At 43.0% G+C, this 14,823-nt stretch carries 9 protein-coding genes; 5 read left to right on the top strand and 4 right to left on the bottom strand.

The annotated features are described in order from the left end of the window. Positions 1 to 4: 4 nt before the first annotated feature. Both CLV59_RS17655 and CLV59_RS17650 read right to left on the bottom strand, forming a co-directional pair. A complete protein-coding gene (locus tag CLV59_RS17655) occupies positions 5 to 1,075 on the bottom strand; it encodes a hypothetical protein (protein ID WP_111593373.1) in 1,071 nt (356 codons plus the stop codon). A gap of 1 nt (position 1,076) precedes the next feature. Beyond that, complete coding sequence (locus tag CLV59_RS17650) at positions 1,077 to 2,192, bottom strand: hypothetical protein (protein WP_111593372.1); 1,116 nt, start codon at positions 2,190 to 2,192, stop codon at positions 1,077 to 1,079. Between the two features lie 188 nt (positions 2,193 to 2,380). Here CLV59_RS17650 and CLV59_RS17645 point away from each other — a divergent pair, with 188 nt between their 5' ends. Both CLV59_RS17645 and CLV59_RS17640 read left to right on the top strand, forming a co-directional pair. Then, on the top strand, positions 2,381 to 4,945 hold the full coding sequence (locus CLV59_RS17645; protein ID WP_111593371.1) for a DUF5686 family protein: 2,565 nt from the start codon (positions 2,381 to 2,383) through the stop codon (positions 4,943 to 4,945). Positions 4,946 to 5,236: 291 nt separating this feature from the next. Further along, positions 5,237 to 6,526 carry a hypothetical protein gene (locus CLV59_RS17640; protein WP_146616227.1) on the top strand — a complete coding sequence of 430 codons (1,290 nt, stop codon included), beginning with the start codon at positions 5,237 to 5,239 and terminating at the stop codon, positions 6,524 to 6,526. 78 nt (positions 6,527 to 6,604) lie between these two features. On the opposite strand, the gene CLV59_RS17635 is transcribed toward CLV59_RS17640, so the two are convergent. Continuing rightward, a complete protein-coding gene (locus CLV59_RS17635; protein WP_111593369.1) occupies positions 6,605 to 9,976 on the bottom strand; it encodes a M43 family zinc metalloprotease in 3,372 nt (1,123 codons plus the stop codon). Positions 9,977 to 10,464: 488 nt separating this feature from the next. Between CLV59_RS17635 and CLV59_RS17630 the strand changes: the two genes are divergently transcribed. After that, positions 10,465 to 12,417 (top strand): AAA family ATPase, encoded by a 1,953-nt coding sequence (locus CLV59_RS17630; protein ID WP_111593368.1) that lies wholly within the window; start codon positions 10,465 to 10,467, stop codon positions 12,415 to 12,417. Between the two features lie 202 nt (positions 12,418 to 12,619). Then, positions 12,620 to 13,078, top strand: a complete 459-nt coding sequence (locus CLV59_RS17625; protein WP_170137797.1) for a putative quinol monooxygenase — start codon at positions 12,620 to 12,622, stop codon at positions 13,076 to 13,078. Here CLV59_RS17625 and CLV59_RS17620 read toward each other — a convergent pair. After that, positions 13,033 to 13,884, bottom strand: a complete 852-nt coding sequence (locus CLV59_RS17620; protein WP_111593366.1) for a helix-turn-helix domain-containing protein — start codon at positions 13,882 to 13,884, stop codon at positions 13,033 to 13,035. The two genes, CLV59_RS17625 and CLV59_RS17620, sit on opposite strands and share 46 nt — an antisense overlap. Before the next feature lie 132 nt (positions 13,885 to 14,016). Between CLV59_RS17620 and CLV59_RS17615 the strand changes: the two genes are divergently transcribed. Then, positions 14,017 to 14,814, top strand: coding sequence for a helix-turn-helix domain-containing protein (locus CLV59_RS17615; RefSeq protein ID WP_111593365.1), 798 nt, complete (start codon positions 14,017 to 14,019; stop codon positions 14,812 to 14,814). The last annotated feature ends 9 nt before the right edge of the window (positions 14,815 to 14,823 follow it).

Below are 14,823 nucleotides of genomic sequence, written 5' to 3'. Positions count from 1 at the left end.
GATATTATATTGGGATGAAAATTTTTGGAACAAATTTATAGGCAGGCATAATGTAGGAATGACTGACATTGTCACCTGCGAATACGAAGCCTACCAGTTTATTATTATTGGTCACCACTACAGCGCCGGAGTCGCCATTGATAGATAGTTTATCTGTATGGATGACATTTTTGAAGTTATGACCTTCAATCTGAATATCGCGCATGGTGTAATTGATGATGGCTTTTCCATCCGGGGTATATGCGCCGCAAGCATAAACCATTTCAGTCCAGAGTGCATCTATTTCTGCTGGAGAGCAGTAGCCAATAATTGGTTTTTCATTGAACTTATTGTCAAATGAAATATTACCGGGAAGTTCTGCTACTGCGTATTCTATCGTGTCATTGAATTCTCCGCCAATAACTGGTAACGTCACTGTTTCCTGCCCATTTTTTAGGGTTACTGAAAGATGGTTCTCTGGGGTAATAGTGGGAGGGTTTGCAGACATTAGCGAAGAGGCCATTACATGATAGCAACTGAGCAAGCATTCTGATCCTTTGTAATATCCCTTTATACAGGCAGTTCCTCCTGCAACTTTATTGCCTGGAAAGAAATGTCCCTGCTGAAATTTAGGAGGATTACTGGTTATCATCTCTATGGGAATCGAAAATCCTTTATGCAGGATATGGTCTGGAGTTACAGTGGTAGCTGCCTGGGGCCGGTCTATGAAAATGGCGATCACGGGTGATTGGATGGTATCGTTTTTGCTTTTTCCAATGCCGCATCCAAGGTAGCCGTCGAATTTATTTCTGTAATAACTGCTATAGTTGTGCAGTATGTCTTCTGTCACCGCTCTTAGTATTGCGTCTGTGACTGTTAAACCAGGAATTTCAAATTCCTGTTCGGTCACGCCGCCGCTCCAATAGTAATAACCAGATTTACTACGATACCAGATAGCATTGCCATCCAATGTTTCTCCCAGTACTACGGCTTCCAAATCAATGTTATCTCCGGGTGAAAGATAGCCGGGATTAGCAGCGCTGGCAGAGGGTTGGCCAGTGCGTATATTGAGGTATTTATTGACAGTAAGTAACATGTTAACCGACTCTTTTTATCGAATTAATGTCTTTTTGAGGTTCTGTCGTATTGGGCGTAGGTGCAGTTGCTGGTTTGGGACCAGTGCTGCGCAATTGTATCAGTTTGTTTAGTAAGTCGAACCAGAAAGGTGCCCCTAGGGAAATCGCTAATGCAGTTAGTAGTCGACCTAACCATTTATTTACATCACTGGATTGATATTTTTCACTTACACTAAACAAGTTTTGCGCTCTGTCTGCGGCCGTTTTCAGGCTATCCAATGTTTGCTTGCGTAAGGAATCGCTGTCGGCCGCCAATTTTCGGGCATTGGCACTGTCTTTCGGCGACATACTCTCTACCATCTGTTTATATTTTCCTGCATCAGCTATAGCTAGTTGCACCATTTGCTCCCGAACAGTTTTATCCCTAGACAAGAGCTTATAGATAGCAATAGTGTCTATATTAAAAGATATTGCTAAAGCTAATCCGATGATGAGCAACATGAGTTGAACCGATCTTTTGTACCATCCGGCTGCGCGATCCATTGTCTCGTTGAACCAGTTTTCCAGTAATATTCTAAACCGTTCAATATCCCGCTGTGAATCCAGGAAAATATGGCGAAGATGTCTTAATGTCTCACTGTCGATCGGAATGATGACGGAACGACCATTTTGGTAAGTCTCGAAGCCGTTTTTGCGGAACAGGACATCTTCAATACGATTGATTTGAGGTTCTGTAGCATCATAGCTTTCCCCTCTCAAGATTTGTATCAGTGTTTGAGAAAACGTTTCTGGATGAATATAGGCGGGCTTTCTTTTCCACTGGCTCTCTCCCAGGTATTTGATGGTGGGATGTTTGTAAAAAGCGTTTGCTAGCGTATTATCGGGAAAGGGTACAAAAAAATGAGTGATCGTATCTTTCTGTGTTTTAAGAAACCTTCCAATAGGCGCCAAGGCAGGATTTTTGAATACAAGTTCTTTACGATCTTCCAGCATTACACGAATGGCGTAGGTTAAGTTATGTGTTCTTAACGACAGCCATCTGGAAAACATTTCCTGTAAAATAGTGGCCAGTAGACTATAGAGCAGATAAATAAAAATGAGGCCGATAAATACATCTAAGACAGTATTATTAAACATTTTGGGGAATTATAATGTCAGTAAATATCAGAAAACTAGGTATAGCAAAAGTAGTTATATAAACTATCGACGAAACATACTATGAATATATTCATATTTTAATAAATCGCATAATTTATTTTTGTTAATTCTCTTGCAGGTTGCGGATCGCTTGGTATGTACTACTTTTGGGGTAATCTGAGAATGTAATGGAGGGGAGGACAGAAAATGAACGTCATATAGGTACTACAACTGTTTATCTGATGCCGCAAACCTTTATCTGTACTTGCAAAGGATGGGTCGTGTTTTTTTGTTTGCTATTATCTGCTAAACAGATCTGGGCCCAACGTATTCCTACTACCAATGGAAGGGTCGTGAACAAATTCACAGAAGAGCCATTACCATTTGCCACTGTTTACTGGAAAATCGCCGGCTACGGCGTAATGACTGATAGTGTGGGCGGTTTTCAACTGGCCAGCAGTTCCCGGAAAGACGATTCATTAATCATTCGTTATGTGGGCTATGAAGTGAAAGCATTATCCTTGGAAGCAACTCGTGTGTCGCCATTGGTAATACAGCTGGAAGCCGCTGTAAAACTAGGGGTGGAAGTAAAGGCCAAGATGGATAAGGGTTTGGTATGGTGGCGGCAAATAGTGGCCCATAAAGAGGAGAATTCCCCGGCACATTATCGTAGTTATTATGCGGAATTATATAATAAACTGGAGATAGATTTATCCAATATCAACCAACAAAGGTGGGAGAAATCCAGACTGATGAAGCCCTATGCCTTTGTAGCTAAGCAGATAGATACTGTATCAGAGCAGCAACCTTTCCTGCCGGTGTTTCTCAGTGAATCGGTTTCCGATTACTATTCCGCTGGCACGCCTCCCAATATCAGGGAAGAGATTCGAGCGCTGAATACCAGCGGTATAAAGAACGAGTCCGTTATGCAATACCTGGGTGGCATCAATCAAAAGATCAATAGTTACCAAAACTCCCTGTTTATCTTTGGCCGCGAGTTTATTAGTCCGATAGGAAGCGTAGGAGATCATTATTATCATTATAAAGGATTGGATACTGTAGTGATGCATGGGGAACAGTATTACCATCTTGCATTTACGCCTAAACGGGAAGGAGAGAACTTATTTGCAGGCGACTGTTGGATACAGGCTTCCACCTGGGCTATTCAGAAAATCAGCATGGCGGTGGCCGGCGCTGTAGATATCAATTTCGTAAAGCGGCTGAGCATTATCCAGGAGTTCAGTAAGTATAAAGAGAAAGAATGGGTGGTGACTAAAGACCGTTTTATTGTGGAACTGGCGCCACTGGGCAAAGACAGGACTACTTTTATTGGGCGGAAAACCACGTTGTATAATCATATTGTTACGGATGAAGATTTTATCACGGAAAAGCTCAATGCCAATCGCAGAAAAGAGGAAGTGGTAATACCTGACAGCGCGCTGGTAATAGGAAAGGAATATCTGGATGGTCATCGCCCCGAAACATTGACGGGAAATGAGATGCGCGCACTAACGTTGGTGGATACACTAAAATCGATGCCTGCGTTTAAGCGGTTGAATAATACGGTTACCTTTTTGTTAGACGGACACATAAAACTGGGGAAATTAGAGATTGGCCCATGGTATAAATGGATTAGTCGTAACAGGGTAGAAGGGCCGAGACTGCGATTTGATTTGGGGACAACGGCCGCTTTCAGTCGCAACTGGCGCCTGAATGGATATCTTGCTTATGGGCTGAAGGACCAGTCGCTCAAAGGTAGTATGGCAGTGACCCATATCTGGCCCGGAGACAACGGCTGGCAGGTGACCGCTCTCTATAAAGATGATCTGGATAATAATCAGCGGGGTTTTAACGGGGAAGAAGTATCCCTGGATAATATCTTCGGACAGCTGGTGCGCCGGCATGGTATTCCGCAGAAGTTTATCCGGGAGGCAGATGCAAGTATTTCAGTGCTTAAACAGTTTCCACAACAGTTCTCATTACAGAGTACAATCGTGCGTAGTTGCTATACTACCTTTGATCCGCTTCCGCCGCATAAATTATTCCTCTCGGAAGAAAAGGGAAAGGTGGTAAACACAGAATTGCAGTTGAAATTCCGTTATGCGCCAGGAGAGAAGGAAGTACGTACTTTCCGGAAGGTCAGGAGGGTGCGTAGCAATTTACCGGTGGCAGAGGTGGCCTATGCATTTGCGCCGACGGCAGTATTCGATAGTAAATACCACTATCAGAAAGTAAGTGTCAGCGTGCGGCAGCAGTTTCCATTACCGGGATGGGGAAAGGTGAACTATATGGTATATGCGGGCCGGATTTTCACGGATCGTTTACCTTTCATGCTATTGCAGATGCATCCGGGAAATGAAACTTATTACTACAATAAGGAGGCTTTCAGCCTGATGAAAAAATATGAATTTTTTAGTGACCGTTATGCAGGTCTGAATATAGAGCACAATTTTAATGGAAAATTATTGAACCTGTTGCCATTCATGCGAAGAACAGGCGTGCGCCAGTTCTGGAATGTAAAATCAGTAATAGGTGATCTGTCCAACAACAACCGCATGTTCAACCATATGGAATTCAGCGGATATGGCATGCGCTCCCTTAAAGGGAATATATATACTGAAGTAGGCACTGGCTTTGATAATATCTTCCGGTTCTTCCGTATAGATGCTGTGTGGAGAATTTATCCGCAGCAGACTAATACCTCCCAGACCGGCGATTTTGGATTGTTTGGTAGTTTCCGATTACAGTTTTGATGAGACACCTTCTTGTCTGACTACAGTTGTCACACTACGATCCAAACTAAATTGATACTGTCAAATTCCCTGTCTCCATAGACGGTAAATTTGACAGTATCAATTTTATGTACTATTATAGCAGCGTGAATATTTTAATCATCACAGCCCCAGAAAATAGAGCATAATAATATACTGTCCTGAAGCTGTTGTAAACATAAAGAGTAGTAAGGTAGCAGGTGTTCTTCCAGCATAGGCTGCACATTAATTCCACTCGATGCAACATTTTTTAATCCCTATATACCTGTATTTATGCAAACAACACGCCCCTTGCTATTTCCGCTACTGCTGGTAGTGGTTGGTATCATTACTTTTAAGTTAGCATTCGATTTTATCCTTAATGGTAAAGATGTAAAGAAACAATTTCATGAGCTGCGCTGGGAGCCACGGGAAGTGCTCTTCACTGTGATCGACAGTGCTCTTCGGGATAAGACAGCCATTCCTGCATTGGTAGCGCAGCGGCAGGATGTAGGACTAATGTCTCCCAATATAAAATCTACAGATAGTCTGTTCGATTTACAGAAAAAGGTATTGATACGTACCCGCGACCATGTAGCTGCCATGAGCAATAGCGAGGTAGAGACATTTGCAGTCAAGTCGATACGACTGGACCCTGCCTTTAGTTTTCGCAGTTTGCCTGAGATTGGAGATAATGATAGTAATTACGCTTATCCACTCAAGGTCATTTATGCTGATTCAGCACTACCTACGAAAACTGTGAGTCACAATATCTTTCTGAGGGTTAAAAACATGGACTCAGACCAGTTCATGCTGAAATATCCCAACTTCGGATTTTGGGCGTTGTTGCTGGTAATTCAGGTAATTCTATATGTATTGCTGATACTGTTTCTATTAACCAAGCTGTTTACCCCGATGAATAATTTTCCACTAAAATGGAAAGTTATTTATGTGGGATTAATCGTGCTGGTATGTATTGCTTTCTATATTTGGTTATTGTCTTCCAATGATGATACTGTGATTGTAAAACCAGTATTATTTATGCGGAGTATGAATAGCGTGTTTGATGTGGTAAATGTACTTGGCTACATTACAGCAGCACTGTGTCTTGCAGGGATGATGTTCTCTTCCAGTGCGGCGGCAAGTATTGGTAAAAGTACTGATATAACAGCGCATAGAGATGAGTTGGTGAATATCAATACTTCCTTCAAAACCTATTTTCTCATCGCGGCCCTTACTATGACGTTGGCGGTGATTACTTCTGGCCAGTTTTATACGGCCCTGAATACATTGGATCTGGTAAAGGCGTATAATGCCAATATCGGGCATGATTATTTCCGAATAGAATTAATATACTTCTATGGTATTCTGCACACTTTTATTCTGATGATATTCTTTATACCCACCCAGTTAAGGCTGAACGATATCAACCAAAAGATGTTGGTGGCCTATCCATCTGATGGCGCTCAGCTCAAAGTTTTGGAGCCGGTACCTATGGTCAAAAAAGTAATGGATCTACTGGTGATGGGAGCTCCTTTGCTGGCTGCTTTTGTGAAGTCTTTGCTGGATATTGTGGCTGGATGAGGATTATAAAACCTCTATTATGCAAGAAGGCCGCTTCATATGTTGAAGCGGCCTTCTTGTATAATAGAATGTGTTACGTTATTTTATCACCTTTACTTCATAGTGTTTATCTCTGTTCGCTATTCTGATCACATACATTCCAGGCAATAAGCTTCCCAGATTATCCAGCTGTATAACATTGTCTCCTTTGTTAACGCTGGCCGTGAGTTGCTTGACTATATTACCTCGCAAGTCGTACATACGTACCAGTACTTTGGCTTCCATGGCAGAATGGTAGTTGACCTTGATTCTGTCTGTAAACGGATTGGTAGCGGTGACGGAATTGTCGCTGGCCGTAGCGGCAGTGAGTGCAAGCGTGCCACTACTGATATTGATATTGTAGTCTTCCACTTCTCCCTGATAGGTATCTACGCCACATGGCACCATATTCTGGCCATATCCCATGCGTACGCGCATCCTGGTGGTACCGCTGATTGCATTGGAAGGTACGGTGATGCTTTGTGTGAATGGTCCTGCACTACGGGTTACATAAACTTTTTCAGTTGTATCATTGAATCGTTTGTCGCCGTTCCAGTCTATCCATACCGCTACTGAAATATCCGGCCAGTATTCTACGCCGCAATTTACGGTAAGGGTATAGGTTTGTCCTTTCGTAACATTGGCGGAGAGGGAAGTGTAATCGCTGTAGCTGGTCCATCCGGAGGAATTATCCAGGTTGGCAAGGCGTACTCTTGTGATACTGTTATAATTGAGCAGGGTACTTGCTGTGCAATAGCTGGAAGGCGTCACAGTAGTATCCGATGGTAATGATTGCTGTCCTGCTTTAATAGCCGTTGACGGCTTGGTATTATAGGCGTAGTCAATCAGCGTATAACCAGTACCGTTAGGTTTTACTTTAAATCTGAACCAACCGTAGTAGGTATCGCCCTGACTGGTGAAGCTGAATCCTGCATAACCGGTTTGACCATTCCAGGTTGTATAGGAAGAGGTACTTAGCATATGCTCGTTAGGGTATGCACCACCTGCCACCCAGCTGGAAGTGTCGCTGATATTGGTGTTGAGCGGCAGCCGTGATATGTTTTTGGTACCTGGCACACAAACCATTGGCTGGGTGTAGGTTTCAAAACGCAATCTGGCACTGTCTATCCAAAGACCATAAGCGGCATCGTTGTTATTATCCATGAGGAAGTAATACCAGTTATTGCTACCGCTAACGGTATAGGTAGTAGTATCTGTCTGGATATAGCGAATGGTGTATGGATTCCTGAAGCTGATACCCAGTTGTTGTGAAGTGGTATCAGGTCTGGGGCTGAAGGCTGCTCCAAGGAAGCTGATCGTAATATTAGTATTATTGGCCACTGCGTGGCTGGCGGCTTTACCGGTGAAAGTAAGTCGGGCAGTGGTGTTGCTGAGCGCGGTGATTTTTACGCTTAATCCGGCTGGCAGCGAAGAAACTTTATACTGAACATTATTGGTGAAATCTCCGGAGCTGATAGCAAATGTATTTCCCAGTAAATCAATATTTACAGTATCGCTGATACCGCCATCGTTTGCCAGCGCTTCGCGTACTGTTGTTTTGGAGAATACGGGCAGGGTACCACCGGGATCTCCCGCTTTGATGCTACCATAAGGGGCCTGACTGTAAGCATAGTCTTTCAGCGTCAGTGTGCTGCCATCGGCGGAAACGTTCATGCGTATCCAGCCATAGCGCGGTTTTCCACCGATAGTGAATTGAATACCTGCGTATGCGGTTTTGCCGGCCCATTTGGTGAAGGAGGTAGTCCAGATGTTATGTTCATTTGGATAGGCGCCTCCTGGTACAAAGGCAGATGCAGTTGAGATCAGGGTATTGACAGCCAGTGGAGAAATATTAAGGGAGCCACTGTCGCATATCGCAGATTTCTGATAGGTTTCCAGGCGTAGTTTTCCGCCATCATACCAGCCACCATAGGCTGCATCACCCGCATTATTGAAAGTAAAATAGTTCCATGTATTGGAGGCATTGATGACAGTATTAGATAAACTGCCGTAAATGATTTTATATGGATCAATGAAATGTATACCCAGTAGGAGGTCTGGCCGGTTCAATACACTCGCGCCTCCCTGTATGGCCGCGCTGAGGAACGTTACCCGAACGCTGTCAGTACTATTGGAAGCGTTATTCTGTGTAGCATTTCCGTTATATGATAATACGGCGGTAGAATCGTTTACAAGCTGTATAACGGCGGTAAGTCCTGCTGGGAGGTTCTGTACTGTATAGTGGGTACCCAGTACCATATTACCGCTGCTCAAGGTGAATTTAGCGCCTCCTGCAAGTCGCAGTGTATCCTTCAACGTTATACTACCATTGTTAGTATCGCTTTCCAGGAAGGTAACATAAGATGGAATGATGCGCTTAACGGAATCAGCAATGAGTGTGGCTGCCAGGTTGGCGTTGGTCCAGAGGTTATTGCGGGAAGCCACGGAGCTGTTCAGCGCCGCCAGCATACGATCTTTCTGGCCGAGGGTAAACATTTTCACGCAGGAAGAATAGTCCATATAATTTTCCACGTTGGCGACCGCGCCGCACCAGTTTGCGTTGAGGTTACATCCGCCGTAGTTGGACTGAGTAGGAGGGGTGTCGTCCACATAATCGCCGGGGGCGTTGCAGCCGTTATCGAAGGTATGCCATAGATTGAGGAAGTGGCCTACTTCGTGGGTGAGTACCCGTTTCATGTTCGGATAGCCATTTTCAGAGGAGCCGATACCAGGCGCTCCCAGATAACGCCAGTTGTATACAACGCCATCCAGATGTGCAGCAGCTACGCCGTCATCTGGGAGGTAAGTCCATCCGGAGTTGTTATAAACGCCTTTCTGTTCTACTTCGCTTACGATCCATATATTCAGGTATTTTTCTCCGGGCCAGTAGGAAACGCTTTTTACGGCGCTACCGGAACCGTCCGGGGAGCGGCCATCCAGATCATTGACGTGATAGGTAACGCCAGTAGTTGGGTTGCCATTAGGGTCGATGTTGGCCAGTTTAAACGTAATATGGAGATTAGCGGCTAGTCCTATGAATCTGGAATCTATTTGAGAATAGTCCTGGTTCAGTAGGTTGTAATCCTGGTTAAGGATATCAATGGCAGAGCGGATTTGCTCCATTGTAACCTTGTATGGATTTACCGGATCATTGATGTGGAATACAACGGGGATAGTGTATTGCACGGGTTGTGTGGCTTGCGCTGATGCACGCATTTGATGGGCATTGGCGATAAATGATTTGGTGAAGGCCTCCATTTTTTCTGCTCTTTTTTTAGCGGCAGGCTGTTTTTTGTACAGTTCCTGCATGGCCTGCGAGGCCGTACAGTGGTCGGCCAGAGGAGGCATAGGCGCGGTTTTCTGTGCCATTGCCGGGAAGGCAATAATAAGGCAAAGGAAAGCCCCTATTATCATTTTTGATAATTGTGACATAACATTTGTTTAAGGTAATTACATGAGGGTGACAATTGGCAGTGATGGACTGCCAGCAAAAATGTGTACAGGTTTTCTAAATCATAAAATTGATTTTGGGTTGATAATAGATATCCTTACGATGGAATTTATATGTCTTCCGGTCTTGATCTTGGTGTTTGCTCTCTCTTTGGTTGATTAGGGCCTGGTATTAAGCAACTGGCATATGTATAGGCAATGCTGCTTAATCTACTCAATAGTCTTTACGTATAACGAATTTACCATACAACCTGTAAAAGTGGTAGGCTGATTTTGATTACTTGTATGCGGATATTAACCTTCCTTGAAAAGTATATTCTTTTGCAGGAAGGAATATAAACCTTACCTATATTATGATGTAGGCTAGCGCTTCTGGGTTATAAGAAGCAGCCTTATTTCGTGAAGTGTGGAATGAACGCCTTTTTTGTTATATTACTTTCTTTCTCAGACCATTTTCCAATTCAAAGAACATGATTTCCGCTATACAATTTTTGGAACCCGATAAGGTCCTGGATGATTATTATTTAGGCGATGAGCCACTGAAAACGCTTCCCTCACTTTCAAAAATCAATTTCTTTGTTGGTGCTAATAATAGCGGTAAAAGCAGGCTATTACGGCGGTTACTATTAAAATTGAAGGACTATCGGAATGGGAACAGTCATTTTTCTACTATAAGCTCCGGCGAATATGATATTATAGCTTTAAATCAGATGAAAAGAGCTGACTTTATCAAAGCTGTAAAAACGGACTTTCAAGAATTAAAATTATGGGGTAAACGTAATAGTTCTGTTGAATTAACAACATTTCTGCCTGAAGATGAAGTCCTACATGAATACCAAATATGGAATTGGTTGAAGATGCAATGTGAAAAATTAGATTTATCTACATCGATGATAATAAGAGGAGAAGAAGTTGAAAGAATGTGTAGAAGGATTAATGATTTAATGGAGGTACCATTAGATGGTAAGATTTGGACCACCTACATTCCGGTGCATCGTAGTGTGAAGCGTTTTATGTCCCCGAAATCAGACGCTAAAAAAAGTACTACTTCTTATAATCCACAGGATTTTGAAGCGATCCCCTATGGGCTCCTACAGGATCGTTGTATTTTGGATTATTTTGTGAGATCTATTGAGAGTTATGATCAACAAGGTTCATCTCATAAAGAGAAAGCGCAAATGCTCTATTACAGTCTTTACCCTAAAGAGAATATCTTTACCGGAGAGCAACTGTTTACACTCATTCAGGAGCTTCGTAACAGTGGAGAGGCCAGGCGGAAAATTCTCCTCGATTATGAGACATTTTTAAGCGTTAATTTCTTTAATGGAGAGCCTGTTGAGATCAATGCTATTAAAACCGGTTACTTTGAAGAATTGCACGTAAAGATTGGAACGCAGCCGGAATTTCCTATCCATGAGCTGGGAGATGGTATTAAGGCCATCATTGTCCTAACTTTCCCCCTTTTTTATTACAGAGGGGAAAGCAGGCATGTAATCGTGTATGAGGAGCCAGAATTGAATTTACATCCTGGATTAGAGCGACTTTTCATCAAAACATTATTGATGTTTGATAATGTCCAGGTATTTATCTCCACGCATAGTAACCACTTATTGGATATTTCTTCAGAAATGCCGGAAGATATATCCATATTTTCTGTGGAAAGAAAGCAGACCGCAGCAGGGACGTCCCGCTTTGAATTGACGAATCTTTCTTCTCCGGATGCGCCATTACTGGATCTGCTTGGGATTCGGAATTCTTCCATCTTTCTGTCTAATTGCAGTATATGGATAGAAGGAATTTCAGACAGGATTTATTTGAGAAAGTTCTTGGAGGTATATGCTAAGTCGTTGCCGGCAGGCTCGCGGAATTTCCTGGAAGATCTCCATTTTTCCTATTTTGAGTTTGGAGGAAATAACATTACGCATTTTACCTTTGATGCCAATTGTATCGATGACCAACGTATCAAGGCTACCAAGCTATCTAATAGAATTTTGCTGGTGCATGATCTAGATATTGGAAAAGAATCCCGCCATCAACTGTTGGCAAAAGAACTGGGTGACAATTACTATTGTTTGGATGTGACAGAGATGGAAAATCTAATATCGCCTATAATTCTACAAGAAGTACTTCAGGATTGCAGAAAGAGTAGAACCAAAGATTTAGATGTTGCAGATCTGAAGCATGCAGACTATTACCAGCAACCATTCTGTCACTACGTTTCCGACCTGCTAAAAGGAGATGTGTCAAATTTGAAAAAGATCTTTTCCAAGCCCTCCAAATCCAGGACTAGCGTACTTTACAATAAAGCAGATTTCGCCAGGATTGTTGTGAGCAAGATTAAATGCTATGATGACTTATCTCAGCCTGCGAAGGCATTAACGGAGAGCATACACGCTTTTATATTGAAGCACAACTCCAATTGATTTGGATTCTACTGAAAACGAAGAATAGCGGATGGAAATTATTATGTAGAGACATGTCTCTACATATAATGTCTGTGTGTCAATGCAATTTTGAAATAAAACCTTTGTTGGCAGATTTATACAATTTTGTTGTGTAGACACGATCTAGTTTTGTCTCAGCAATCAAAATTAATCTGCTATGTTAATTTCAAATTTTACGCGTATGCTTGTATGGCAACTGGCTTGTGTAGTAACCTCGCTGTCAGACGTCAACAGTCATTTAACCGAATGCAATGTGAATGACAGGGCAAATAACAGTGCAGCTGTTACTTGCCGGGAAGTTCCTCCGCCAAAGGATACGATTACTGCAACCGAGAAATTCGTCATTGCGAAACTGTTTATCCGACCTGAATCCATGGCTGCATTTCGGGCGGCGATGGATGAATTGGTAATAGTGACCAGAAAGGAACCCGGTTGTATTGGATATACCTATTATGCGGATTCTTCGGAGAAAGGAGCTTTTACAGTGATTGAACATTATCGTGATGGAGCCGGGCTCCGATATCATTTTCAACAGGACTATCTGGCGGATTTTGTGAAAAAGGTGGAAACCTGGAAATCTAAGGATCCGGAGGTTCATTTCCTGTCGGTAGAGGTGGATGCACTGAAGGATGATAAGTAAAAGTGTAGTTCCTGGCTTGCAGGGGATAAGATCCTGCCTGGTTTGTCGCCAAAGTATCTCCTGCAGGCCCTGATAAAATGGGACTGATCATAGTATCCATAATCAAAGGCTACAGACATATAATCCTTGATCTGGTGAGTAAGAAGGTGCTTTAATGTATTATTGAGGCGGGCAGTTTGTTGGAAAGCTTTAGGTGTGATTCCCATGTGGTTTAGGAAGAGTCGCTCGAACTGGCGGTAGCTGCTTCCCAGACTGGCGCTAAACGCTTTTAGATCCGGAATTTCCTTGTTATAGTATAATTGGCGGACGGCTTCATCTACCAGTATCTGTGGCTGATAATGTTTTTTCAGCAGTCCGATGAGGAAGTCGCTGATATGTTTTACCTGTTGTGATAAGTTTGCAGCTTGGTGCAATTGTGTTGTTAGTTTTTGACTTTCGTCTTCATACAATACATTTAAGTCCCAAAAATGCTCTATCACATCCGCCACTGGGATGGGGCAAAAATGCCGTATCGCCCCAGCTTTGAACCGAATCGCAATAAAACGATGTTCATGATTGATATTAGCCTTGTAATGCCGGGTGCGAATGCAATACAGGGCTTGAGCAGGAGGTGTTAGTATTAGGTTATCTTCAGCAATGATTGTCATAGGAGCTTTCAGCTGAAAAATCATTTCTGCGCCGGTTCCAGCCGCAAATATGGGAGAGGAACAGGAAGCGCTGGCGCCTTCGCAGGTCCAGAAACGGTCTATGAATGGGCGAAGGATTTCCGGTGGCTGGTAGGAGATTTTGATTAATCGTGTTCCCATGCGTTAAAGGTAGAAAATATTTGTAGTTTTTTTTGTCGATGCTTGCCAAATGAGGTATTGACGCATTGCATAATTGACGAATCAACGGAATAAAAGTATATTTATAGACCGGTTCTTTATACGGCCCAACCCATGAGTATTAATTTGTCGCCCGGCCATTATTTTGGAAAGGAGCAACAGGTAAATGAGGATGCCTTCTTCAAGCTGAATATTACGGCTTACCAGCCGAATATGACTATTCATGCGCATTACCATGAAAATGCTTATTTGAGTTTGCTGATAAATGGCAGTTATCGTGAGGAGGGGCGTCATGGGGAGAATATCATTCAGCCAGGTGAAGTATTGTTTCGGCCAGCGGGGTATACACATGCGAACCATTTTCATGAAGCGGCTGGCAGATGTCTGAACATTGAACTTAAGCAGCCAGCACTGGAAGCTGTATTGACAGACGGTCGTCTCCCTAACACATTGGTAAAATATAATACAGGTACCTTTAAATACCTATACCAGTTGTTGTATGCTTTCATACAAGATCCCTCCACTGCTGTTTCGGAAGAATATATACTCAACTGGTTATCGGAAGTGACGGAGGTGAAAATGCCGACACGTTTGCCTTGGTTTTCGGCTGCCAAAGAGATATTGGAACAGGAGTTTGATACCCATCATACCATCAAATCCATTGCAGAAAGAGTATTTGTACATCCGATTTATCTGGCGCGCGCCTTCAAAGAAAGAGAAGGGATGACCATTGGCCGTTATCAGCTGGAGATGCGGATACGGAAAGCGGTTTTGTTGCTTTTCACTACCCAGTTACCCATCACGGACATTGCATTTACGGCGGGATTTACGGATAGTGCCCATCTGGTAAAGGTTTTCCGGTCATATTACCACTGTACGCCCTATCAGTTCAGACGTTGGCTGAATAGTTAATCTGGTACA

This window comes from Chitinophaga dinghuensis (genome assembly GCF_003259435.1).
Taxonomy (GTDB): domain Bacteria; phylum Bacteroidota; class Bacteroidia; order Chitinophagales; family Chitinophagaceae; genus Chitinophaga; species Chitinophaga dinghuensis.
This window is presented reverse-complemented; position numbering and strand designations above follow the sequence as displayed.